20 protein-coding genes and 1 pseudogene are annotated in these 23654 nt (G+C 61.7%); 9 read left to right on the plus strand and 12 right to left on the minus strand.

All coding sequences use genetic code 11. The features are described from left to right. The first annotated feature begins 3 nt into the window (after nucleotides 1–3). The 4 genes from ACG33_RS14940 to ACG33_RS14955 all read left to right on the plus strand — a co-directional run bounded on the left by ACG33_RS14940 (nucleotide 4) and on the right by ACG33_RS14955 (nucleotide 6208). Entirely contained in the window at nucleotides 4–1335 is a 1332-nt protein-coding gene (locus tag ACG33_RS14940; protein ID WP_066922389.1) for a lipase family alpha/beta hydrolase, read from the plus strand. Between the two features lie 147 nt (nucleotides 1336–1482). Beyond that, the gene (locus ACG33_RS14945; RefSeq protein ID WP_066923569.1) at nucleotides 1483–3312 is read left to right on the plus strand and encodes an FAD-dependent oxidoreductase; all 1830 of its coding nucleotides are present in this window, start codon (nucleotides 1483–1485) and stop codon (nucleotides 3310–3312) included. Then, complete coding sequence (locus ACG33_RS14950; protein WP_066922391.1) at nucleotides 3279–5156, plus strand: 2-oxoacid:acceptor oxidoreductase subunit alpha; 1878 nt, start codon at nucleotides 3279–3281, stop codon at nucleotides 5154–5156. Before ACG33_RS14945 ends, ACG33_RS14950 begins: the two co-directional genes overlap by 34 nt. After that, nucleotides 5153–6208, plus strand: a complete 1056-nt coding sequence (locus ACG33_RS14955) for a 2-oxoacid:ferredoxin oxidoreductase subunit beta (protein WP_066922393.1) — start codon at nucleotides 5153–5155, stop codon at nucleotides 6206–6208. The genes ACG33_RS14950 and ACG33_RS14955 overlap by 4 nt, the downstream gene beginning before the upstream one ends. A 67-nt stretch (nucleotides 6209–6275) precedes the next feature. Here ACG33_RS14955 and ACG33_RS14960 read toward each other — a convergent pair whose 3' ends face one another. Continuing rightward, nucleotides 6276–7247 carry an NAD(P)H-dependent flavin oxidoreductase gene (locus ACG33_RS14960; RefSeq protein WP_066922395.1) on the minus strand — a complete coding sequence of 324 codons (972 nt, stop codon included), beginning with the start codon at nucleotides 7245–7247 and terminating at the stop codon, nucleotides 6276–6278. Nucleotides 7248–7684: 437 nt separating this feature from the next. On the opposite strand from ACG33_RS14960, the gene ACG33_RS17145 reads away from it, so the two are divergent. Next, on the plus strand, nucleotides 7685–7975 hold the full coding sequence (locus ACG33_RS17145; protein WP_407696463.1) for an RES domain-containing protein: 291 nt from the start codon (nucleotides 7685–7687) through the stop codon (nucleotides 7973–7975). A gap of 44 nt (nucleotides 7976–8019) precedes the next feature. On the opposite strand, the gene ACG33_RS14965 is transcribed toward ACG33_RS17145, so the two are convergent. Continuing rightward, on the minus strand, nucleotides 8020–9033 hold the full coding sequence (locus ACG33_RS14965) for a glycerophosphodiester phosphodiesterase (protein ID WP_066922397.1): 1014 nt from the start codon (nucleotides 9031–9033) through the stop codon (nucleotides 8020–8022). After that, nucleotides 9023–9361, minus strand: coding sequence for a hypothetical protein (locus tag ACG33_RS14970; RefSeq protein ID WP_210399109.1), 339 nt, complete (start codon nucleotides 9359–9361; stop codon nucleotides 9023–9025). The genes ACG33_RS14965 and ACG33_RS14970 overlap by 11 nt, the downstream gene beginning before the upstream one ends. A 323-nt stretch (nucleotides 9362–9684) precedes the next feature. On the opposite strand from ACG33_RS14970, the gene ACG33_RS14975 reads away from it, so the two are divergent. The 3 genes from ACG33_RS14975 to ACG33_RS14985 all read left to right on the plus strand — a co-directional run bounded on the left by ACG33_RS14975 (nucleotide 9685) and on the right by ACG33_RS14985 (nucleotide 11905). Then, a complete protein-coding gene (locus tag ACG33_RS14975; RefSeq protein ID WP_066922401.1) occupies nucleotides 9685–10506 on the plus strand; it encodes a class I SAM-dependent methyltransferase in 822 nt (273 codons plus the stop codon). 93 nt (nucleotides 10507–10599) lie between these two features. Further along, nucleotides 10600–11400 (plus strand): DUF3014 domain-containing protein, encoded by an 801-nt coding sequence (locus ACG33_RS14980; RefSeq protein WP_066922403.1) that lies wholly within the window; start codon nucleotides 10600–10602, stop codon nucleotides 11398–11400. Between the two features lie 43 nt (nucleotides 11401–11443). Next, complete coding sequence (locus ACG33_RS14985; protein ID WP_066922404.1) at nucleotides 11444–11905, plus strand: hypothetical protein; 462 nt, start codon at nucleotides 11444–11446, stop codon at nucleotides 11903–11905. A gap of 34 nt (nucleotides 11906–11939) precedes the next feature. On the opposite strand, the pseudogene ACG33_RS14990 reads toward ACG33_RS14985, so the two are convergent. Together ACG33_RS14990 and ACG33_RS14995 are read right to left on the minus strand one after the other, a co-directional pair. Continuing rightward, nucleotides 11940–13265: pseudogene (locus tag ACG33_RS14990) on the minus strand (DEAD/DEAH box helicase); the annotation flags it as partial. 360 nt (nucleotides 13266–13625) lie between these two features. Beyond that, nucleotides 13626–14225 (minus strand): nucleotidyltransferase family protein, encoded by a 600-nt coding sequence (locus ACG33_RS14995; protein ID WP_066922408.1) that lies wholly within the window; start codon nucleotides 14223–14225, stop codon nucleotides 13626–13628. A gap of 251 nt (nucleotides 14226–14476) precedes the next feature. Between ACG33_RS14995 and def the strand changes: the two genes are divergently transcribed. Further along, nucleotides 14477–15010, plus strand: coding sequence for a peptide deformylase (def, locus tag ACG33_RS15000; protein WP_066922410.1), 534 nt, complete (start codon nucleotides 14477–14479; stop codon nucleotides 15008–15010). A 41-nt stretch (nucleotides 15011–15051) separates the two neighbouring features. Here the strand turns inward: def and ACG33_RS15005 are convergent, their stop codons facing one another. From ACG33_RS15005 to ACG33_RS15035, 7 genes are all read right to left on the minus strand, one after another. After that, entirely contained in the window at nucleotides 15052–16266 is a 1215-nt protein-coding gene (locus tag ACG33_RS15005) for a multidrug effflux MFS transporter (protein WP_083537055.1), read from the minus strand. Then, entirely contained in the window at nucleotides 16266–17108 is an 843-nt protein-coding gene (gene fghA, locus ACG33_RS15010) for an S-formylglutathione hydrolase (RefSeq protein WP_066922412.1), read from the minus strand. The genes ACG33_RS15005 and fghA overlap by 1 nt, the downstream gene beginning before the upstream one ends. 112 nt (nucleotides 17109–17220) lie before the next feature. After that, nucleotides 17221–18330, minus strand: a complete 1110-nt coding sequence (locus tag ACG33_RS15015) for an S-(hydroxymethyl)glutathione dehydrogenase/class III alcohol dehydrogenase (RefSeq protein ID WP_066922414.1) — start codon at nucleotides 18328–18330, stop codon at nucleotides 17221–17223. A 49-nt stretch (nucleotides 18331–18379) separates the two neighbouring features. Then, entirely contained in the window at nucleotides 18380–19588 is a 1209-nt protein-coding gene (locus ACG33_RS15020; protein WP_066922416.1) for an ABC transporter permease, read from the minus strand. Beyond that, nucleotides 19588–20313: an ABC transporter ATP-binding protein gene (locus ACG33_RS15025; RefSeq protein WP_066922418.1), complete on the minus strand. Its 726-nt coding sequence runs from the start codon at nucleotides 20311–20313 to the stop codon at nucleotides 19588–19590. The genes ACG33_RS15020 and ACG33_RS15025 overlap by 1 nt, the downstream gene beginning before the upstream one ends. Next, nucleotides 20310–21716 (minus strand): efflux RND transporter periplasmic adaptor subunit, encoded by a 1407-nt coding sequence (locus ACG33_RS15030; RefSeq protein WP_083537057.1) that lies wholly within the window; start codon nucleotides 21714–21716, stop codon nucleotides 20310–20312. The genes ACG33_RS15025 and ACG33_RS15030 overlap by 4 nt, the downstream gene beginning before the upstream one ends. A 119-nt stretch (nucleotides 21717–21835) precedes the next feature. Continuing rightward, nucleotides 21836–23395: an efflux transporter outer membrane subunit gene (locus ACG33_RS15035; protein ID WP_066922420.1), complete on the minus strand. Its 1560-nt coding sequence runs from the start codon at nucleotides 23393–23395 to the stop codon at nucleotides 21836–21838. Nucleotides 23396–23654: the final 259 nt, after the last annotated feature.

Here is a 23654-nt window from a genome sequence, read left to right on the forward strand (position 1 = left end):
GCCATGCCGCTGAGCGACGATTCACCGGGTCCCGGAGATCTGCACGAGGACCAGATCGTCGCCTCGCTGCGCTCCGGCGCCCACGCCGCGTTGCTATGCGCCTACTTCGGAGAACCCGAATATCATGAGCTGTGCCGGCTGGCGAAGTTGGCCGCTGCGCACTACGACCCAGGCGGTACGCAGGTATTCGTGCTGCCCGGCATCATGGGTTCACGGCTGGGGACGACATGCGATGCGATGCCGAGCCTGCTGTGGTTGAACCCCGCCGCCATCTCGCAGGGCGAACTGCTGCAACTGGCCATGCCGGGCCCGCGCTCGATACGCGCACTCGGTGTGATGCTGCCGGGTTACCTGAAGCTCAAGCTGTCGCTGGAGATCGCAGGTTTTCGAACGGTCTTTCACTCCTTCGACTGGCGCTGCGACCTGGACCGGCTCGCGCGCGAATTCATCCACGTCGTCGAGACCGCCGCCGCTCCGGCTTTCGTCGTCGGCCATAGCATGGGTGGTCTCGTAGCACGCTGCGCGCTCGCCTACGATCGTCATATGAAAATCGCGAAACTCATACAGATCGGGGCGCCCAACGAAGGTTCCTTCGCGCCGATCCAGGCTCTGCGAGCCGCCTATCCGACAGTCCGCAAGATCGCTGCTCTGGATCGGTACCACTCCGCCGAGGAACTGGCGCGGCGCGTATTTCTCACCCTGCCCGGGCTGTATCAGATGCTGCCGTCGGCGCAAAATGCCGCTCAGCCGGATTTTTTCGATCCCGGCAGCTGGCCCAGGGATGCGCTGCCGCCGGATACCCAACTACTCGCGCACGCACGCCGGCGCCTGGCGTCTCTGCCTCCGGCCGATGAGCGCTGCATGGCCATCGTCGGCGTGAACCAACCCACCGTCGTTTCGGCTGCGGTGGTCCCGGCATCGGCCGGACAAGCCGAAGGCTTCGAGTACGCCATTCGCCCCGACGGTGACGGCACCGTACCCTCGTCCCGAGCCCTGTGGAAGGGTGCACGAACCTGGTTCGTCGAGGAAATGCACGGTGCGTTGACCACTAACGACGATGTCATCGCGACGGTCGCGGACCTGCTGGGCACAGGCCGCTGCGGCCGGCTCGGCACGCAGCCCCCTCCACAAAGCGGCGACGCCACCCGATACACCAGCGATCGGGAACTGCGCCGGGAGATCGCCCACAAGGTAAACTGGGATGATTTGTCGCCTGACACTCGCCGCCGCATCCTCGAGCCGGTCGTTTCAGCGGAGTTCCGGGCACCGGCTCAAGCGGGGTCCGGTCCGGGTATTTCCTTGGAAATGGATGACGGGATCACACCTGCGGAATGATTGACGAGGCGCAAACGACGCCGCTTCCCCATTTCCGCAACTAGGTATACGCTTGGCAGGCTGAGGTCAGTGTCGCACTGGGTTTCTCAGTGTCGCGGCGGATCGATGCGCCGCCGCAACCACTCAAAGACGGAGCTTCGTACCGCGGTGCAACCAACCGATATCCGCGATCCAGGGCACTTTCATCGTGTCGTGGATTGCCAGTGGGCCTGTCCTGCCCATACCGATGTCCCTGAGTATATTCGGCTTATTGCCCAGGGAAAATTCACGGAAGCCTATCTGGTCAATCGTGAATCCAATGTATTTCCCGGTATCCTTGGGCGGGTCTGCGACCGTCCCTGTGAGCCCGCCTGCCGTCGCAGCCGGGTAGAAGCCGAGCCGGTTGCGATCTGTCGGCTGAAGCGCGTCGCTGCCGATCATCGTGACGACGTACGTCCTTATCTGCCCAGTGTACCTGCACAAAAGAATGGCAAGCGCATTGCCTGTATCGGTGCCGGACCGGCCTCGCTGACGGTCGCGAACGACCTGATGCCGCTGGGCTACGAGGTGACGATCTTCGAGAAATGGGGCACGCCCGGCGGCCTGATGCGTACCAACATTCCTGCCTTTCGCTTGCCCGAAGGCGTACTGGACGAGGAGATCGGCTACATCCTGGACATGGGCGTGGACCTGCGCCTGGGTTCGCCGGTCACGAGCATGGAACGCCTGCTCGCCGGCGGGGAATTCGACGCCGTCTTTGTCGGCAGCGGCGCACCGAAGGGCAAGGATCTGGACTTGCCCGGACGCCGCGGTCCCAAGGAAGTGCAGGATCACATCCACATCGGTATCGACTGGCTGGAATCGGTCGCATTCGAGCATGTCAAGTCGATCGGGCAGCGCGTACTGATCATCGGCGTCGGCAACACGGCGATGGACTGCTGCCGTACTTCGTTGCGGCTGGGCGCAAGCGAGGTCAAAGTGATGGCGCGCAAGCCGCGCGGCTTTTTCAAGGCCTCCGATTGGGAACTCGAGGATGCCGAGGAAGAGAATGTCGAGATCATCGTGAATCACGCGCCGAAAGCTTTTGTCGTGGAGGCGGGCCGACTCGCCGGCATGCTGTTCGATCGCATGGAATACGACTTGGACGCCGATGGGCGCATCCTGGCCGAGCGGGTGCTCGGCGAAGAAATGATCCCCTGCGACGACGTCATCCTGGCCATCGGGCAAGAAAACGCCTTTCCCTGGATCGAGGACGGATTGGGCATCGAGTTCGACAAATGGCATGTTCCCAAGGTCGACCCGGTGACGTTCCAATCCAGCCTACCGCAGGTGTTCTTCGGCGGTGACGCCGCCTTCGGGCCCAAGAACATCATCTGGGCCGTGGAACACGGACATCAGGCGGCCATTTCCCTGCACAAATATTGTCAGGGGCTACCGGTGGCCGACCGTCCGCCACCGATGGTGACCCTGTCGAGCCGAAAAATGGGCCTCCACGAGTGGTCGTACAAGAATGACTACAATCCGCTCGAGCGGCGCACGATGCCGCACGTGGCTCTCAAGGAGCGATTCAAGAAGGTCGATATCGAGGTCGAGCTAGGCTTTACCGCCGAACAGGTCGAGATCGAAGTGCAGCGCTGTATGAACTGCGACATCCAGACCGTTTTCGACGCGCGGCTGTGCATCGAGTGCGACGCCTGCATCGACATCTGCCCGATGGACTGCCTGACGATGACCACGAATGCTCCTGAAGAAGAGCTGCGTAGCAAACTTAAGGCGCCGGCACTGAACCTCGACCAGCCCTTGTTCGTTTCCTCTCCGCTGCAACACACCGGCCGCGTCATGGTGAAAGACGAAGATGTCTGTGTGCATTGCAGTCTGTGTGCCGAACGCTGCCCCACGGCAGCCTGGGACATGCAGAAATCGAAAATCCAGATTCCTTACGCGAGCGACGAGATTCCTCCATCATGCCTCACCCACAAGACTCGCAAAACCGCATAAATGATTTTGTCGTCAAGCTCGCGAATGTAAACGGTACCGGCTCGGCCAGCGCAAATACGCTGGTGATGAAGTCCATCTTCCGTATGGGCATTCCGGTGATAGGCAAGAATTATTTTCCGTCCAATATCCAGGGCCTGCCGACATGGTATGAGATCCGGGTGACTCGGGAAGGGCACGCCGCGCGCTCCAGCCGTGTCGACCTGATGGTGGCGATGAACGCCGAAACCTATGCCAAGGACGTCAAGGATGTCAGCGCCGGCGGTTACTTGATCTTCGACTCGACCTGGCCCCGCCCGATGCTGCTCAAGCGCGATGACATCACCATCCTGGGCGCACCGCTGGCACGCATGTGCAATGAAACCTTCCAGGGAGTGCGTTCGCGCATCCTGCTCAAGAACATCATGTACGCGGGGCTGCTGGGCGCTCTGCTCGACATCGATCTGCAGATCATGCGGACGCTGCTGGGTGAAAGTTATGCCAACAAGAAGGCGCTGCTGGACTCGAACATCCAGGCGTTGGAAATCGGCTACAACTACGCCAAGGAACATTTCACCTGCCCGTTGCCGCTGCGGCTCGAGCCCATGGACAAGACGTCGAATCATATTCTGATCGACGGCAACACGGCTGCCGGACTGGGCTGCCTGTATGCCGGTGCAACCGTCGGTGCCTGGTATCCCATCACGCCGTCGACTTCGATCATGGATACCTTCAAGAGTTTTTGCCAGAAGTGGCGGGTGGATGCGCAGACCGGCGAGAACGATTTTGTGATCGTACAGTGCGAAGACGAGCTTGCCGCGATCGGTGCGGTGATCGGCGCCTCATGGAACGGCGCACGGGCATTTACCCCCACCAGTGGACCCGGCATCTCCTTGATGAACGAGTTCATCGGTCTGGCCTACTATGCGGAGATACCTGCGGTCATCATGGACGTTCAGCGCGTGGGTCCCTCCACGGGCATGCCGACGCGCACCCAGCAATGCGACCTCATGCTGGCCGCCTATGCCTCGCACGGCGACACGCGGCATGTACTGCTGTTTCCCAGCAATCCCGAGGAATGCTTCTATTTATCGGTCCAGGCATTCGATCTCGCCGAACGTTTGCAAACACCGGTATTTCTCATGTCCGATCTGGACATCGGCATGAACGACTGGATGTGCACGAACCTGGCCTGGGACGACGAATATCAACCCGACCGCGGCAAGGTGCTGAGCAAGGAGCAGATCGAAAAACTCGACAAGTTTTACCGTTTCTTCGACCACGACGGCGATGCGATCCCATACCGCACTCTGCCCGGTGTGCATCCGAAGGGCGCGTATTTCACGCGCGGCTCCGGCCATAACCAGTACGGCGGCTACACCGAGGATGCCACCGAATACCAGATCGTCGTCGATCGTCTGAAACGCAAGTTCGATACGGCCAAGACGCTGGTACCGGAGGCTGTACTCACCGGTGACGGAACCCACGCAACGGGTATCATTTCTCTGGGCAGCTGCGACGGTGCAATCCAGGAAGCCCTGACCCTGCTCGAACGGCAGGGTATCCAACTGGATTACCTGCGAGTGCGCGCATTTCCTTTCGGCGAGGACGTGGAGGCATTCCTGGCCGCACACTCGCTGGTGTTCGTGGTCGAACAGAATCGCGACGCGCAGTTCAAGAGCCTGCTGACCCTGGAAACTCGCGTAGAGAAGGAAAAACTGTCCTCCATCCTTTATTACAGCGGCCTGCCGATGGCCTCGGACGTGGTGGTCGACGGCATCCTCGCCGAGCTGGGGCGCCGGCAACATCCATCCGTCGGCGGCAAACGTCCCTCCCCCGTCATCAAACTCCAGCCGAGTTTCACATGAGCTTCATCGCCAAGCCGAAAGTCGCGCATCCCAGCCTGCCTAGAAATGCGCTGGGCCTGACACGGCGTGATTACGAAGGAGGCATGTCCACCCTGTGTGCCGGCTGCGGCCACGACTCGGTGACGGCGGCGATCGTCGAAGCCATCTGGGAAATGTCCATACGCCCCGAACAGCTGGTGAAATTGTCAGGCATCGGCTGCTCCTCGAAGACGACTGCGTATTTCGACAGTGGCGGACACGGCTTCAACTCGGTGCATGGCCGCATGCCTTCGATTGCGACCGGTGCGATCTCGGCCAACAGGGATCTTCATTACGTCGGCGTCTCCGGCGACGGCGACACCTTGTCCATCGGCTTCGGTCAGTTCGCCCATGCGATCCGCCGCAATCTGAACATGCTCTACATCATCGAGAACAACGGCGTGTACGGGCTTACCAAGGGCCAGTTCTCAGCCTCGGCCGATATCGGCACAAAGGCGAAGCGCGGGGAGGAAAATCGCCAGCCGCCGGTCGATCCGGTGCTGACCGCATTGACGCTCGGCGGCAGCTTCATCGCCCGCAGCTTTTCCGGCGACAAGGAACAGCTCGTGCCCTTGATCATGGCGGGGCTGCGGCACCGAGGATTCGCCCTGATCGACGTGCTGTCACCCTGCGTCACGTTCAACGATCATCAAGGTTCCACCAAGAGCTACAGCTTCATTCGTGAAAATTACGACGCTGTCGTGCATGCGGATTTCATCGCTCCGGCGCAGGAAATCACCGCCAGCTATGCCGCCGGCGAAGCCATGTCGGTCGCCATGCACGACGGCAGCCGCATCCTGTTGCGCAAGCTCGATCCCTCCTACGATCCCACCGACCGGACGCGCGCCTATGCCTACCTGCGATCGAGGCTGGCGCAGGGTGAATATGTCACGGGCTTGATCCATATCGATGAAAGCAGCCCGGATTTCCATGAGGTCAGCGGCTCTTCCACGACACCCATGAACCAGCTGCCTTATGCAAGGTTGAGTCCAGGCAGCGAGGGACTGAAAAAGATCCTGAACCGCTATCGCTGAACGGCAGTCGGAACACACCCTTGCGCACTGCCGGTAGAGGCAAACGGAACGAGCCGTTCCGACTCGCTCAAGTCGTCAGCATCGAAGCTGCCGCCAAACGCTCGCGGCATTCGGCCACCATGCGCTCGATCAGTTCATGACAGCTCGGCACGTCGTCGATCAAACCGACGACCTGGCCCGCCCAGATCAGGCCTGCGTCCAGATCTCCGGTTTCCAGCGCCATGCAGCCTTTCTGTCCCGACACCAGGTGCTGAATATCCTTGAATTCGCAGCCGCCGGGACGTCGTTCGATGGCGATGACTTCATCGGAAACGGGCGTCTTGAGCACCCGCCCGGTGTTGTGCAGTGTACGAAAGATCAGATTCGTCTCGTGCTCCGACGCGTCGACCAGGGCTCGCTTGATATCCTCGTGGATCGGTGCCTCCCGTGTCACGCAAAAACGAGTGCCCATGTTGACGCCTTCAGCACCGAGCGCAAAGGCGGCGGCCATCGTTCGCCCGTCGCCGATGCCGCCTGAGGCGATCAATGGAATGCTGATCTTCTTTGCAGCGACGGCGAACAGCACCAGTCCTCCGACATCGTCCTCACCCGGATGGCCGGCACATTCGAAGCCGTCGATCGAGATCGCGTCGACGCCATTGCGCTGCGCCGAAAGCGCATGGCGCACCGTGGTGCACTTGTGGACGATCTTCACGCCTTTGGACTTCGCCTTGGCGATGAACTCCTTCGGATTGTTTCCAGCCGTTTCCAGGATTCTCACACCATTATCGAGCGCCGCATCCAGATAGGCCTCGTAAGGAGGCGGTTTGGCAGAAGGCAGGATCGTCAGATTCACGCCGAAGGGGCGATCCGTCATGGTGCGGCAACGCGCGATCTCCTTGATGAGTGCGTCCGGCGTCGGCTGCGTCAGCGCAGTGAGGATTCCCAGGCCGCCGGCATTGGAGACCGCCGACGCCAGCTCCGCGCGGCCCACCCACATCATGCCACCCTGGATGATCGGATAACGGATGCCTAGCAACTCGGTAACGCGTGTCTTCATCGTAACTCCAACTCAAATATTCCAGCCGGCCTCCTACGGCCTATCACGATGCGATTGATCGGGATGGGACCGAGGCCGCAGCAGCCCCCCCGGCATGGATAGTCCAGCTCCAGTTCAGCTTGGATTGCCGCTGCTTCGTTTTCAGTTATGGCGAGCGTAAACCACCTCTCCGGCGTGGCAGCACCCAAGCCAGGATACCGCAGTCATGAAGCCATCGTCATTCCGCCCGATCGGGTAATACCCTTGAATAAATCTTAAAAATTACTCCCGCGATGCGCTAGGTCGTGAAAGCCCAGGTCGACGGGCCGGGAGCATACGACGGCAGTTCGGGCCATTGTTGTGCGAGGTCTGCAGCCGGGCAATAGACTATCAAATGATGCAATATAGACCATCATTATCGCCGCCCTTCGGCCCATGAGCTACCCAAAGACTGGGGTGTGCTGCCCAGCTCGACGGCTGCAGCCGAATTCGGCGACCAATTCCTGCGCGACGGTGCGCATCTAGGCCTGGTCGTGCCGTCGGTGGTCATGCCGGAGGCTTGCAACATCGCGCTGAACCCTCTGCACCTGGCATTCAGCGCGATGGCGTTCCAGGTAGTGCCGTTCATTCAAGTTCGATTCCCGCCTGCGCTAATGGCGATCCCGTGCTGCCGTAGTCGATTATCACTATGGGCCCGGCATGTCATACCACACTTGTCTGGGCAACGGCCGGGACAGTCGCCATCGTGAGCCTGCTCTGCTTAGCAAAATCAGACCGATGCGAGCCGTGACACTTACATCATGGCCCGGGCGCGCAGCGCCGTGTCCGGGAAATCCGCGAACACTCCATCCAGTCCCAGCGCGAAGAATTGTATGTACTCGCGCACGGGGTCCGCTTCATAGACTGCCGCCAACGTCGCCGGCTCGTCCCGAAACGTGTAGGCATGAACGTATAAGCCCGCTTCATGGGCCTGCTCGACCAGGGTCGTCGGCAACAGCGAAGACTGTTCCGTATCACGCAGTATCATCCGCTTCCATGGACCGATGGCGTTTGCGTACCGCGCGATGTCCCGCAGATGCCGCGGCGGCAGGCCGCCGCGCGGATCGGCAAACTGCGGGATCGTCACTCGTGCACCAGCTCCGCCGGACGCCATCTCCAGTCCCTCGGGGCCGAGCAATTGCACCAGCGGCACTCGGCTCCTGAAGCGCAGATATTGCAGGTTTGCACTCTCGAAGGACTGGATGAACACCGGCGCGTCGGCACGATCGAGACCGCGCGCCTGCAGCGCCTGCAGCAGACGATCCTCGAGCGCGAGGCCAAGTTGCAAATGGAAGCTCGGATGCTTAGTCTCAGGATAAACGCCGATCGTTCTTCCGGCTCGCCCGGACGGCTCCTCCAGCAGATCCAGGATCTCCTCGAAAGTCGGGATTTCATATAACCGGTCATACGCCTTCGAGCGCGCTGCGTTCGGCTGCACGGCGCGCAGCTGTTTGATCTCCGGCAAAGTGAAATCGCAGGCAAAGTATCCTGTGATGGAGATGCCGTCCAGCATGCGGGTCGTACGGCGAGCAGCGAACTCGGGGTGCGCGGCCACATCCGTGGTCTCGTCCAGCAAAGGTTCATGCCGCGCGATCAGGTGACCATCCCGGGTCGACACCAGATCGGGCTCGATATAGTCGGCGCCCATCTCGATTGCCAGCGCATAGGAGGCCAGGGTATGTTCGGGCCGATAGCCGGAGGCGCCGCGATGGGCGATCACCAGCGGCGGCCTGCCATCGAGTGTGTTCCATCGGGCATCACTCAGCATGGCAGTTTTCCTTCATATATCGATCTACGAACAGACTGAATCTGCTCGCAACATCCGCACCTGCGCGCTGTGGTGACAGGCTGAAGTCGCTTCTCGCTCTCAATCCAGATTCAACCAGGATCGACTCGCGTCGATACAAACTCATCGCCAGCCATATCAATACCGCGCCTGCCAGCAGACTCGCCGCCGCAGACATCGTGACATGCAGCATGGGGATATCGTCTCCACGAATCATGGCGGTCGCCAGCAGATGCTGGCTCAGGCTCGGGATCGCCATCAGCGTCAAACCTTTGGCCCGATCGATAGGCAACAGGAGTGCTGCGAGCAAGACGGCGACGAGGACACGGAAAAAAGACACCCGGTATGTCGCTTGCCGCGGCCCCAGTCGCGGATGGAGGGGAAGCCGCCCAGGTCCGGTGCTGACAAATACGCTCCCATCGCCTGTCATCCCGTGGATGAAATGAACTCCTGATGCCACCCGAGGTCCTTCAAATACCGGCCCGAACCAGCGGCAGCGGCCTTCGCTCGCCGGTATCGCACTTGCCGGCATCACGCATCCCGCACCCAACGCCACTCTGGTACATTCCCGACTCCGTAAGCGAGTTCTCGAATAGAGTTCCACTACATGCCCCCCGGATCAAGGAGTGTGACATGCGCCTGCTTTCCCTGCTCACCGCCGCACTGAGCTTCGCCGTGGCCACCGGCGGGATTCCCGGCAGGGCAGCCGCGCAGGATCACCAGGGCCAGGCGATCGCCGAGGCCGTCGCAGCTCCGCATCGCTCCGCTGATTTCGTTGCGCGCGATCGGTATCGGCATCCGCAGGAAGTTCTGGAATTCCTGGACCTCGAGCCCGGTATGACGGTGGTGGAAATCTGGCCCGGGGGCGGCTACTGGACGGAGATGTTGGCGCCCTATCTGCGTGAACGGGGCATCTACCACACGGCGATTTCCCCATCCGGCGCCAGCGAGCGCGCCGCCCGCGCCGCCGCCGAGTGGCGCAAGAAACTGGCCGGCGCACCGGCGATCTACAGCAAGGTCAAGATCGGCGAATTCGGCCGCGGTGTCGCGGAAATCGTTCCGGCCGGCAGCGCCGATGCGGTCTTGACCTTCCGTAATATACACAACTGGATGAGTGCAGGTTTCGCCGAAGAAGCCTTTGCCGCATTCTTCAAGGCCCTCAAGCCCGGTGGCATCCTGGGCGTGGAAGAACATCGCGCGCGCACCGACCAGCCGCAGGATCCGCAAGCCTCGAACGGCTATGTACGCGAAGATTATGTGATCGAACTGGCGAAGAAGGCGGGGTTCGAACTGGCGGGCCGCTCCGAGGTACTGGCGAATCCCAAGGATACCAAGGACTGGCCGCGAGGCGTCTGGACGCTGCCTCCGACCCTGGCGTTGGGCGATCAGGACCGGGACAAGTACCTGGCCATCGGTGAGGCCGACAACTTCCTGATCAAATTTCGCAAGCCCTGAACGTTGCTCCGAGGTGCCGCCGCAAACACCGCCCGGATTCTCACCATCCGCCGCAGGGCAGGAACTCGTCAATCATCGACGTGGAGAGTATGCATGAACGAAGACGCCAAACGATGGATCTATTGGACCCTCCCGATCGTGGTCGTCATAGGCCTCCTCGTCGCGCTTTACTACGGGCGCAAGGAACGGGCAATCCCGGAACCCGTAGTGCAGGAGACGCCACTGGCAAGGAACGACGAGCCGTTGATCCAGCATCCCATCAGCGAGGAATCCGGACAGACGCAGTCCATGCCGTCACTGGCAAACAGCGATCACGACGTACAAGCATCTTTGGACGGATTGTTCGGCAGTTCCATCGATGCCTTCCTGATTCCGCAAAATCTGATCCGCCGCTTCGTCGTCACCGTCGACAATCTGCCGCGCAAAAAAGTCGCCTTGCAGCTGCGTCCCCTGAAACCAGTGCCGGGAGAACTCGTCACCTCGAACGATCTGCAAGGCCGGGAACTTACGCTCAGTGCGGAAAATTATGTGCGCTACACGCCGGTTGTCGATCTGCTGCGCAAGGCCGATGCGGCGCAACTGACCGCGCTGTACAGGCGATATTACCCGCTGTTTCAGGAAGCCTACGGCGATCTAGGCTACCCGGATGCCTACTTCAACGATCGCCTGGTGGAAGTCATCGATCATCTGCTGGCGACACCCGAGATCGATGGACCGATCCATCTTACGCGTCCCAGCGTGTACTATCAGTTCGCCGACCCCGCCCTGGAGGAACGCTCGGAGGGACAGAAGCTGTTATTGCGCATGGGCAGCAGCAACGCGGCAGTGATCAAGGATATGCTTCGTGAGCTACGCGAAGAAGTGACCACACCGGTCAACCCGCCGGCACCCTAGTGAAGACAACCGGGAATTGTCAACGAATCATCGAGGCACGATCATGAAAAATATGCCCAGGATATTCCGCGCATTCGTTCCGTTTGCTTTGAGCCTACTGGCTCTGACCGCATGCGGCGGACCGCAGCCCCCGACGACCGCCACGACTTCGACACCGCAGCCAGCCGCAGATGAGCCGGTACTGCCCGCCGACGGCGCTTTCGTCGGCCGCTTCTGGATCTCCACCACGCCAGGCAGCGCCCGCGGCTCGATCATCGTGTTCTTGCCGAATCGAACCATGCTGATGGCATCGTGTTTCGAACCCTTCCGGCTATCCGAATGGGGAAGCATGGGCGAGAGCATCCGCTGGATCGAGGACTCGATCCCGATTCAGGCCGAGGTCACGATGCAAGGCCGGGATGCATTGCGCTTGCAGATCGTCGGAATGGATCGGGCACGATCCTATGTCGCAGCGGACGTTCCCTACGTTTGTCCCGACAGGCCCAGTCAGGACGGTAACGGTTAGGACAGTTCCGATTAGGAACGAGCCAAGAAATCTATCCGCGGCTGCGGCTCAAGCCCCGGGATCGACCTCGAGCCAGCCGGTGATTCGCGCCGCTCCGCGCGTGCCCCTGCTGACCACCTCGTGATGGGCTGTTCACGACCCTGTCACCGACAGGCCGACCGGCGGTGTTCTCCTGCCTCGATCCGTTCATCGTGCGCATGCCGCCGCGCGGCTCCTCATGATCTCGAGGGGGCGGTGCGGGCGGAAACTCGGGTAGCCTGACTTGCGGAATCTGCTTGCGCAACAGCTTCTCGATATCCTTGAGCAGCCCCGATTCATCGCCGGATACCAGCGACACGGCGATGCCGCTGGCGCCGGCACGACCCGTACGGCCGATACGATGCACATAGTCTTCCGGCACATTGGGCAGTTCGTAATTCACCACATAGGGTAGTTCCTTGATGTCCAGACCCCGCGATGCCACTTCGGTCGCCACCAGCGCCCGTATGCTGTAATTCTTGAATCCTGCCAGCGCCTGCGTGCGCGCGGACTGGCTCTTGTTTCCGTGGATCGCTGCAGCTGCTATGCCGTCCTGCTGCAACTGCTTCGTCAGGCGATTCGCGCCATGCTTGGTGCGCGTGAACACCAGAACCTGCGACCAGTCTTCATCACGTATGAGGTGCGACAGCAAAGCCCGCTTGCTGTCCTTCTCCACCCTGTAGACCCGCTGTTCAACGCTGTCCACAGCCGCATTCCGGCGCGCCACCTCGACCTCGGCCAGATGGTGCAGCAAGGATTGGGCAAGTCGGCGAATGTCATCGGAATACGTTGCCGAAAACATGAGATTCTGGCGTTGTGGCGGCAACAGCTTGATCACGCGGCGAATGTCGGCAATGAATCCCATGTCCAGCATCCGATCGGCCTCATCGAGCACCAGGATCTCGACGTGGGATAGATCCACGGTACGCTGCTGCGCATGATCGAGCAGGCGTCCCGGCGTAGCAACTAGGATGTCCGTTCCGCGGCGCAATCCTTCGATCTGGGGATGAATGCCCACGCCGCCGAATACGACCAGGGAACGCAGGCGCAGATATTTTCCGTATGCCAGGACGCTTTCGTGGACCTGGGTTGCCAGTTCACGAGTCGGCACCAGGATCAGCGCCCGAGGCGCTCGCTGAGGCGCGCCGGCCTGCAGACGCTGCAGCATCGGCAGGGTGAATCCGGCAGTCTTGCCGGTGCCCGTCTGAGCGCCTGCCAGAATGTCACGGCCCGCCAGGATCGCAGGGACGACGCCGGCCTGTACCGGCGTCGGCTCGACATAACCACGTTCGGTGAGCGCACGAGCAAGTTCGGGCATCAACCCGAGAGCAATGAAGGGCATAAATTCCTCAGTCAGTTCACAGGAACAGCAGGTTTCCCGGAGGGATCCTTGAATACTTTCCTGGTCCAGTGAGGTGCAAGATGGGTTCGAGGCAGAAGGCGAGATGCCCTTGAAGACCGCACAGTGAACGAACCGACCGGACAGCGGTTTGTATGGGGTTACTTTACAGGGATTGCCCGTCTTTTGCACCTGAAGTTTGTCCCCGGGGACAGCGTAGCCGACTGCAGGAACCAAGTCCCGCCCGGAGTTGCTTCAGCGCCTTCCTCGCCGACGCCGTGGACCGTGCCCGCGCCGCCTCTGCAGTCCACAAGGATGCGGCAAGAATGGCAAGCGGCAGCGGAATGACGAACGCCTGCACGATCACTCGTCGGTCGAGGAATGCTGAAATCGCTCCTCCGGCACCGCCAGATCCTTCGTCACATTCATCGCGGCGTTGGGCATCGGCACACGCGCCAGCCGATAGCTGTTGCGCCGGATGATCGCGCGAGCGTCCTGATCGCCGCGCAGTCGCGCCAGTTCACCGAAAAACAATCGTGGAAAGATCACGGGAATATCTGCCTGCCGGTCATGGAAGGCAGCCGCAATCGTGGCATCATCATGCTTCCACGCATCCAGCAACTGACGCAGATCATCGACCGTCACTCGCGGCTGATCGCTCGACAGAATCAATACGGCATCGCAGGCTGCCGGCAGCGCTGCGACGCCGATCCGCAGCGATGAACCCGGGCCTTCGTCCCATTGCCGGTTCAGCACCATGGATACGGACAGACCGGCCAGGGCGGGCGCAGCCTGCCGGGCGTTCGCGCCCAGAACGACGGTGACGGCGTTTCCCGCCAGTGCGACGGCAGTCGACACGACACGGTGCAAAGCGGACCGCCCTGCCGGCACATACGGCTCGGCACGCGGCGAAGAAGCGGCTGCAGGTGCAGCCAGTACCAGGACATGCAAGGATGCCGTCATCTTGCGTACCTGCGTGGAATCGTGTGAGATTCTCTGCTAGCGCCGATCATAGCGGCGAATTGTCGTCTTCCACTGGAGAGATTGCCAGGTGCGACCGGCGATGGCCTTGCGAAAGATCAGGGGTAGATCATTGCTGATCGGCGCGCCATGATGATCATCCAAGGTGTTCCTGCCGATAAAGCCACGGCTTTTCGAGGAACCTTCGGCCACCAAGGTATTTGTTTTCGATCCCTTGCGATGACGATTTTCCGATGACTGTTCGTACGGTACTCAAGATGGGAGATCCCCTGCTGCTGCAGGTGGCTCGTCCCGTGGAGCGGTTCGATACCGATGAACTGCATTGCCTGCTTGCCGACATGCGGGACACCATGCATGCATTGAGCGGCGCCGGTCTGGCCGCACCGCAGATCGGCGTATCGCTACGGGTCGTCATCTTCGGCGTCGGCGCGAATCCACGCTATCCGCAAGCCGAAGAGATCCCCTATACCGTCCTGATCAACCCGCACCTGGAGCCTATCGGAGCCGACATGGAGGACGGCTGGGAGGGCTGCCTATCCGTGCCGGGCATGCGCGGCCTGGTACCGCGGTTTGCACATATCCACTACCGCGGCTTCGATCCCCTGGGCGTACCGATCGAGCGCACCGTATCCGGCTTTCATGCACGCGTCGTTCAGCACGAGACCGATCATCTCAACGGCATCCTGTATCCCACACGGATTCGCGATTTACGCAATTTCGGTTTCAACGAAGCCTTGTTTCCCGGACAAGTGCTGCTGGATGAATAAGGCGTTCAGGCGTCTGACATGAGCGCCGGTACCGACCGCCTTCATCCCGCTGATCGACCTCGATGCCGGATCCAGACATAACTAAGCACACTGCATACTGCAGCGGCGGCCATGATCACTGCCAGGGTCAATACAGTACCGTCATTCACCGCCGCGACCACCATGCTCACGATCATGGCGACCAGGGAGTGCAGCGCCCCCATCAGGCCCGACGCCGCACCCGCATCCTGCCCATGCGGCGCCATGGCCAGTGCGGCGGCATGCGGAGTCACGCGACCCACGCCGACGAAATAAGACAACTGCAGAGCCAGCAGCAAGACCAAAGGCGGCTCCATCAGGGTGGCAGACAGCAACAGAGCCAGACTCAGCCCCAGCGGCAGCCACACATGGCGTGCCACCGCCTCTGCCGGACCATACTTGCGCAATGCGCGGATGTTCAGACGGCTGGCCAGCATGAACGTCAGACCGTTCAGACCGATCAACCAGCCGAACTGCTGCGCAGACAGGCCATAGTGCTGTGGCAGGACGGTGGGTGCGCCGGCAATGTAGGCGAACAAGCCGCTCATCGCAAAGCCGCCGAGGAGGGAGTAACCAAGGAACGTGCCGTCACGCAGCAGATACAAGTAGCGGCGCAGACTGTACGCGATACTCAGCTTCCTGGGCCGGACTGCATCCGCGGATGCCGGTCTCGCATCCGTCAGTACACGATGCATCGCGAACATCAGCGCCATGCCGAACACCGCCTGGAACACGAAGGTCGAGCGCCAACCCAGCGTAGTGACAAAAATACCGCCCAGAGCGGGCGCAATCACCGGACCGAGGGCCACGATCATCATCAAGGTGGAAAACGCCCGTGCCGCCTCGTGAGGCTCGCAGCGGTCGCGTACGATCGCGCGCCCGATCACCATGCCTGCGCAGCCGCCGAGTGCCTGGAGAACCCGGGTTCCCGTCAGGATCGTCAGGCTGGTGGCGAACACGCATCCCAGCGAACCGATGGTATATAGCGCAAAGCCTACATACAGCGGTGATTTACGCCCGAAGCGGTCACTGAGTGGGCCATAGAACAGTTGCCCGATGGCGATACCGATCATGTAGGCAGCCATCGTGACTTCGACCCCGCGCTGAGCGAAGTCCCGTTCGATCTGAGGGAATCCAGGCAAATACATGTCGATCGACACGGGGCCGACCACGCTCATCGCGCCCACCAGCAGCAGCCACGACGGCAGACGCGAAAATGACTGGAATATGGCGGACACTAAGCGCCGAGATACCTGGCATGGTGGCGCAGATGATCCGCCATGAATGTCGAGATGAAGTAATAGCCGTGGTCGTAGCCTTTCTGGAAACGCAACTCAAGCGGCGTGCCGGACCGGCGACAGGCTGTCTCGAATTCCTGTGGCTTGAGTTGTTCCGCCAGGAAACCGTCCTCGGTGCCCTGGTCGATCAGGATCGGATTTTCGTAGCGCCGAGCCGCCGCGAGCGCGCTTGCGTCATGCGCCATCCAATGCGTCCGGTCCGGGCCGAGGTAGCCGGTGAACGCCTTTTCACCCCAAGGACAGCGGCTCGGCGCGGCGATCGGCGCAAAGGCCGACACCGAGCGATATTGCGCGGGATTGCGCAAGGCGCACACCAGCGCCCCATGTCCGCCCATGGAATGTCCGAAGATGCCTTGACGGTCCGCCAGGCCACCCAGAGATTTTGCGATCTCGGGCAATTCGCGCGTCACATAACTATACATCCGATAGTGGCGCGACCAGGGATCCTGGGTGGCATCGACATAAAAGCCGGCACCCAAGCCGAAATCCCAAGCAGCATCGTCGCCCGGGATCCGGTTCTTGCGGGGACTGGTATCCGGGGCCACCAGCATCAACCCCAACTCGGCAGCGAGTCGCTGCGCACCCGCCTTGGTCATGAACGTCTCTTCCGTGCAGGTCAGACCGGCCAGGTAGTACAGCACCGGCACCGGGCGCATGCGTGCCTGCGGCGGCAGATACACCGAGAAGCGCATCTCTGTGGCACATTCGCGTGACTCATGCGCGTAGAAGCGTTGCTCGCCCTCGAAGCAGCGATGCTCGGAAATCAAGGAAAGAGCGGCCATGGCTCCTCGTCCTTAGAACTTTTAATGCAATGAATCTTCACGGCGTTCCTGGAAATGCCTCCCAACCGGGACCGCGCAGCCATCTATGTCAAATGCTCATCAATCATCCCGGCTAGTACACCACTACACTGCGTATCGATTCACCCGCATGCATCAGGTCGAAAGCCTCGTTGATGTCGTCCAACGGCATCGTATGGGTGATCAGGTCGTCGATATTGATCCTGCCGTCCATATACCAGTCCACGATCTTGGGCACATCGGTGCGGCCGCGTGCGCCACCGAACGCCGTACCCATCCATACACGGCCCGTGACCAGTTGGAACGGACGCGTACGGATCTCCTGTCCCGCAGCGGCAACACCGATGATCACCGAGACGCCCCAGCCGCGATGACAGCATTCCAGCGCCTGACGCATCAAGTCCACATTGCCCACGCATTCGAAGCTGTAATCGGCGCCGCCGTCGGTCAGCGCGACCAGATACGGTACCAGTTCACCTTCTACTTCGGCAGGATTGACGAAATCAGTCATGCCGAATTTTTCCGCGAGCGCCCTGCGCCGCGGATTGAGATCAACGCCGATGATACGATTCGCGCCTGCCAGGCGGGCGCCCTGGATCACGTTCAGGCCGATGCCGCCTAGACCGAACACGACGACATTCGCGCCCGGCTCCACCTTCGCGGTATTGATGACCGCACCGATGCCCGTCGTCACGCCGCAACCGATGTAGCAGACCTTGTCGAAGGGCGCATCCTCACGAATCTTCGCCAGCGCGATCTCGGGTACGACCGTGAAGTTCGAGAAGGTGGAGCAGCCCATGTAATGATGAATCTTTTCCTTTCCGATCGAAAACCGGCTGGTACCGTCGGGCATCACTCCCTGCCCCTGCGTGTTGCGAATGGCCGTGCATAAATTAGTCTTTCGGGACAGGCAGGACTTGCACTGGCGACATTCAGGCGTGTACAGCGGGATCACGTGATCGCCCTTTTTCAGCGATGTCACGCCTGCTCCGGCCTCCACCACGATACCCGCCCCCTCGTGGCCGAAAATCACGGGAAACAAGCCTTCCGGATCGGCGCCCGAGCGCGTGAATTCATCCGTATGACAGATGCCGGTCGCCTTGATCTCGACCAATACCTCTCCCGCCTTCGGCCCCTGCAGGTCGACAGTCATCACTTCCAGAGGCTTGCCGGCGGCAGTAGCAACGGCGGCGCGGGTCTTCATGAGCGATCTCCAGCTAATGGAAGGAACAGGGAAATTCTAACCTGCTCAGTTACTCGTGGCGCAGAGCCTCGATCGGATCCATCTGCGCGGCGCGCCGCGCCGGGAAATAGCCGAACACGATGCCAACCACGGCGGCGAATGCAAACGACAGCATGACGATGCCGGGATTGAATACAAAGGGTACACCGAACATCGAGGTGGCCAGCGCACCGGCGCTCAGGCCGAGAACAATACCGATGACGCCGCCCATGGCTGCCAGGGTCACCGCTTCGACCAGGAACTGCAGCAACACATCCTTCGCCATCGCTCCGACTGCCAGTCGCGTGCCGATCTCGCGCGTGCGCTCGGTGACGGACACCAGCATGATGTTCATGATGCCGACTCCGCCGACGACCAGACTGACCGCGGCTACCGCACCCAGCAGCGCGGTCATGACCCGCGTCGAACTGGTGAAGGCACTGGCGATTTCCTTCAGGTCGCGAACATTGAAATCATTCTCTGCGCCCTGACGGATCTTGCGCCGCTCGCGCAGCAGACGTTCGATATCGGACTGCACCTTCTCGGTAGAGACACCGTCGCGTGCCGAGACCATGATACCGGTGACGTCGGCATTGCCGGCCAGGCGACGCTGCAGCATGCGCAGCGGCACGATCACGCTGTCGTCCTGGTCCTGGCCGAACCCTGACTGCCCTTTCGCACTCAATACGCCGATGACTTCGCAGGACACCTTCTGCAAGCGAATATTCGCTCCTACGGGATCCTGTTCACCAAACAGTTCCTTGCGCACCGTCTGCCCCAGCAGGCACACGGCGGCGCCTACACGCAAGTCATGGTCCGAAAAATTACGTCCCAGCGCCAAAGCCCAGTCACGCACGACCAGGAACTGATCCGTCGAGCCCGTGATCTGGGTCGACCAGTTGGCGTTGCCATAGATGGCCTGGCTCATGGTGCTGGCCGTCGGCGCCACGGCACGCACCCCCGATACCTCATCACGGATCGCCCATGCATCCTCCAAAGTAAAGGGCGCGGCGGTCGAGCGCGCGCCGCCACCGCCAAACCCCTGCCCCCGAAATACCTGCAATAGATTGGTACCCAGCTTCTGGATGTCCGAGCGCACCTGAGCGGTCGCCCCTTCACCGATGGTCACCATGGTAATGACCGCCGCCACACCGATGACGATGCCCAGGATGGTGAGCGAGGAACGCAAGACATTGCGGCGGATCTCGCGTAGCGCCAGACTCACGGCATTCCAGAACATCAGCCGGCTCTCCGCACCGGCACGTGGGCTTGATCGCTTTCGATCCGCCCATCGCGAAACCGGACGATACGGCGCGTCCAGGCGGCGATGTCCGATTCATGCGTCACCATCACGATCGTGATGCCGCGTTCCTCGTTGAGCATGGTGAGCAGCTTCATGATGTCGTTACTGGTCCCCGTATCGAGATTGCCGGTGGGTTCATCCGCAAACAATACCTGTGGGTCGGAAACGATCGCTCGCGCGATCGCCACACGCTGCTGCTGGCCGCCCGATAGCTGACTGGGAGCATGCGATTCCCGACCCGACAGACCGACATCCTGTAATGCCTGTCGTGCGCGCGCATGACGCTCCTGAGTGCCGAGACCGCGATAAATCAGCGGCAGCTCTACATTTTCCAACGCGGTGGTACGATTCAGCAGATTGAATCCCTGGAACACGAAGCCAAGATAGTTGCGTCTCAGCAAGGCTCGTTCATCGGCGTTCAACCTGCCGACGGTCACTCCCATGAAGCGATATGTGCCGATCGTCGGTGAATCCAGACACCCCAGGATATTCATGCAGGTGGATTTTCCCGAGCCGCTGGGTCCCATCACCGCCACGAACTCGCCGGTATCGATACGCAGGTCGACACCGCGCAAGGCATGCACCATGCCTTCCCCCTCACCGTAGGTCTTGGTGACCTGGGACAACTCGATCAATGGCGCCGCCGCGGGCACGTGGGTCATGACGCCGCCGTATCGATATCGACGATGACCTGCATGCCAGGTTCCAGACGGCGTTGTGGAGTCATCGCGGTCGCCTCGGTGTCCGGTGCGGCGGCAGCTTCCGGATCGCGCACCGCCGTGGGTAGGATCTGGGTCATGCGGCCGTCGCTTGCGCCGGAGCGGACTGCCACCCGCACCGGCGCACCCTTCTCGAGGATCCAGACCACACCGCTGCCGCGTTGCACGCCGCGCTGACCGCCCGATCCGGGGCGCCGCGGCATCCGCGGCATCAGGGCAGACAGCGCGCCGCCACGCTGACTCGCCGCCGGGGCGGCCGGGGCCTGGCTGGGCGGCGTGAAGCGCAGGGCGGCATTCGGCACCAGCAGCGCATCCTGCACTTGAGTCGTGACGATCTCCGCGGTCGCGGTCATGCCCGGCCGCAGCAGCTGTTCCGGGTTGTCGACTTCCAGCACGGTTTCGTAGGTCACCACACCCGTCGACGTGGCGCTGGCACCCCCCGTGCTACCGGAGGAGCTGCTCTTGGTATTGCTCGAGGCATAGTGCACCTGGGTGATGCCGGCGGCGAATGTCCGATTCGGAAATGCATCGACGGTGAAGCTGGCCTTCTGCCCCTTCTCCACCGCGCCTACGTCGGCCTCATCGACCGCCACATGCAGCTCCATCTTTTTCAAGTCTTCGGCCAACGTGAATAAGACCGGTGCCTGCAGCGACGCCGCCACCGTCTGCCCCGGCTCGATCGAGCGTACCAGCACCACGCCGTCGATCGGTGAGCGGATCTCACTCTTGCCAAGGTCGGTGCGTACCACGTCCAGATTCGCGCGCGCCTGCTCCACGGTCGCCTGCGCTGCCGCCAGTTCACCCTCAGCCTGACTCACGGCTGCTTCTGCGACGTCCATGTCCTGTTGTGAAGGCAGCTTGCCGCCGGATAGTTCGCGCACGTGCTGCATTCGCGCCAGATCGGCGCGAGCCTTCTTGAGTGCCGCCTGACTCTGCAGCACGCGTGCCTGTGCTGATTTAAGCGTGCTTTCCGCCTGCAGCGCCTGCGCTTCGAGCCGGCTGGTATCCAGCACGGCCAGCAGTTGACCTGCGCTGACCTGATCGTTCACATCTACGTTCACCACTCGCACCATGCCCGACAGTTCGCTGCCGATATCGACTTGGTTACGAGGTTCCAGATTACCTGTGGCCGTTACCGTCACCGTCAGATCGCCCCGCGTGACCTCCTGGGTCACGTACCGAGGTGCATCCGCGCCACCACGTCCCAGGATGAGATACGCCACCAGGATCAGCACCAGTGCCGCCGCCGCCCACCAGACCCAGCGTCGCCAGCCCGCCGCACGCCATGGACGCGTCCCGCTCAAGGTACGCACCACATCGGCGCTGGTGGTTGATTGGGTATCCATCGATTTACACCTTTGATTCAAAATCAGCTCGTCCGGCCTGCATCGCCGGATCCACGTATCGGCCTGTCGCGATCCGCTACGGGCTTGTCCGCCTCGGCCTTACAGGCTAGGCGCCTCATTCAGTGCAGGCTGGCCGCCTGTGGAAACACCGACCAACCACCGCCCAACGCCTTGTAGAGGCGAATCAGGTTCGAGGTGACCTCGCCGTCGCTGACGGCGAGCGAGTCCTCCAATGAAATCCGCTGGCGCTCCAAGGTGATCACGGTCTGGAAATCCACCAGGCCTGCCTGGTACTCCAGCCTCGCCAGTTCGGAGGCACTACGTGCGCCGGCCACGGCATCCAGCAGGAATCCGCGGCGGTGCTGCTCATTCGTCCACGCATCCAGCGCATTCTCGACTTCTTCGTAGGCCGCCAGCACCGTTGCCTCGTAATTGGCCAGCGCCGCATCCACCAATGCGCCCTGCGCCTTGACGGCCTGGCGCAACGCACCGCCGCGAAACAAGGGCATGCTCAGAGACAGCGCCGCGCGCTCGGTGCGCCATCCATCCAGTACATCGCTCGCCGTCGTCGACTGCAGCATGATCGAGCCGCTCAGCGACAAGCTCGGGTACAACGCCGCAGTCGCCACCCCGACCTGTGCCGTCTGCGCCGCCAGTTGCCGCTCGGCACGGCGAATATCGGGACGACGGCGCAGGATGTCGGCAGGCACGCCCGCGGCGATCTCCAAGGGCGCGACCGGAATGGCGCGGCGCGGCACCAGCCGATCGGATACGGCGCCCGGCGCCTCGCCCGTCAGTACGGCCAACCGGTTCATGCCCTGCGTCAGATTGGATTCCAGCGAGGGAATTTGTGCACGCTGCTGTTCATAGCTGGAGACGGCCTGCTGCAAATCCAGGGCCGAGGCCAGCCCCGCCTGAGCACGCCAGCGGGTCATCTCCAATAGTTCGTGCTGTGACTCCAGATTGCGCTGGGCGTATTCCAGCCGGGATTGTGCGGTGCGCACTGCCGTATAGTTCAATGCCACATCGCCCAATAGGGTCACCAAGGCATCGCGCAGCCCCGCCTCACTGGCGCCCAATTGCGCCGTCGATGCTTCCAGAGCGCGGCGCTTCGCGCCGAACAGATCCAATTCCCAGCTGGCATCCACTCCCAGGTTGTAGACTTCGCTGTCGCTCGAGGCAACGATGTCCTGGGCTGGATCGCTGCCGGAACCGCCGCTGGTGCGTGCTTCGGATTTACTACGGCTCGCCCCCGCCGAAGCGCCCAGGGACGGCCAAAAGCCGCCGACCGTCACCGCTCGGCGGGCGCGCGCCTCCGCCACGCTGGCCAGCGCCTGCCGTATCGTCCGGTTCTGAGCCAGTGCCTGGTCGATGAGTTCATTCAACAGCGGATCGCCGAGCCCGGTCCACCATTGCGCCAGGCCAGTTGAATCCGCGCTACTCTGCTCCGGTGCGTGCGGTTCCGCGTCTTCCGGATGGATGATTGCAGAATCGGCGGCGGCAGGCGGATTTTGGGAATCGGTCGCCGGCCGCGCGTGCCAATGCTCTGGGGCGGCTGTCTGCGGCGTGCGGTAATCCGGCCCAACCGCGCAGGCAGTCAATCCAAAGGCTGACAGGCCCAAGAGGAGTCGGCGCAGGCGCCGCCGCCGGTTGACGCCGAGGGTGAGTCGGCGATTCATTGCTGGTGATCCATAGGCGAGGGGTGCGTACCCGCGGCGTCATGCGCGTTGTAGACATTCGTGTTGCGGACATTAACGCACAATGGCGCTGCAGGTTGACACGATGCGCTATTGAGGACTGGGCCTCTTGCCTTATGACCGTCATTGCTGGTAGATTCGGTCCATGCGTACGATCCAGCAATTGCCGACCCTGCCCCTTCGCGGCAGCGAGCTGCTGCGTATGCGCCTGCACCTGCGTCGCTGAGACGCAACCATCCTC

The organism is Steroidobacter denitrificans (genome assembly GCF_001579945.1).
GTDB classification, from domain to species: Bacteria; Pseudomonadota; Gammaproteobacteria; order Steroidobacterales; family Steroidobacteraceae; genus Steroidobacter; species Steroidobacter denitrificans.

Coding starts and splice junctions, on each gene's coding strand:
- ACG33_RS14940 (WP_066922389.1), top strand. CDS start 4: ATGCCGCTGAGCGACGATTCACCGGGTCCCGGAGATCTGCACGAGGAC.
- ACG33_RS14950 (WP_066922391.1), top strand. CDS start 3,279: ATGCCTCACCCACAAGACTCGCAAAACCGCATAAATGATTTTGTCGTC.
- ACG33_RS14955 (WP_066922393.1), top strand. CDS start 5,153: ATGAGCTTCATCGCCAAGCCGAAAGTCGCGCATCCCAGCCTGCCTAGA.
- ACG33_RS14960 (WP_066922395.1), bottom strand. CDS start 7,247: ATGAAGACACGCGTTACCGAGTTGCTAGGCATCCGTTATCCGATCATC.
- ACG33_RS14965 (WP_066922397.1), bottom strand. CDS start 9,033: ATGCTGAGTGATGCCCGATGGAACACACTCGATGGCAGGCCGCCGCTG.
- ACG33_RS14975 (WP_066922401.1), top strand. CDS start 9,685: ATGCGCCTGCTTTCCCTGCTCACCGCCGCACTGAGCTTCGCCGTGGCC.
- ACG33_RS14980 (WP_066922403.1), top strand. CDS start 10,600: ATGAACGAAGACGCCAAACGATGGATCTATTGGACCCTCCCGATCGTG.
- ACG33_RS14985 (WP_066922404.1), top strand. CDS start 11,444: ATGAAAAATATGCCCAGGATATTCCGCGCATTCGTTCCGTTTGCTTTG.
- ACG33_RS14995 (WP_066922408.1), bottom strand. CDS start 14,225: ATGACGGCATCCTTGCATGTCCTGGTACTGGCTGCACCTGCAGCCGCT.
- def (WP_066922410.1), top strand. CDS start 14,477: ATGACTGTTCGTACGGTACTCAAGATGGGAGATCCCCTGCTGCTGCAG.
- fghA (WP_066922412.1), bottom strand. CDS start 17,108: ATGGCCGCTCTTTCCTTGATTTCCGAGCATCGCTGCTTCGAGGGCGAG.
- ACG33_RS15015 (WP_066922414.1), bottom strand. CDS start 18,330: ATGAAGACCCGCGCCGCCGTTGCTACTGCCGCCGGCAAGCCTCTGGAA.
- ACG33_RS15020 (WP_066922416.1), bottom strand. CDS start 19,588: ATGTTCTGGAATGCCGTGAGTCTGGCGCTACGCGAGATCCGCCGCAAT.
- ACG33_RS15025 (WP_066922418.1), bottom strand. CDS start 20,313: ATGACCCACGTGCCCGCGGCGGCGCCATTGATCGAGTTGTCCCAGGTC.
- ACG33_RS15030 (WP_083537057.1), bottom strand. CDS start 21,716: ATGGATACCCAATCAACCACCAGCGCCGATGTGGTGCGTACCTTGAGC.
- ACG33_RS15035 (WP_066922420.1), bottom strand. CDS start 23,395: ATGAATCGCCGACTCACCCTCGGCGTCAACCGGCGGCGGCGCCTGCGC.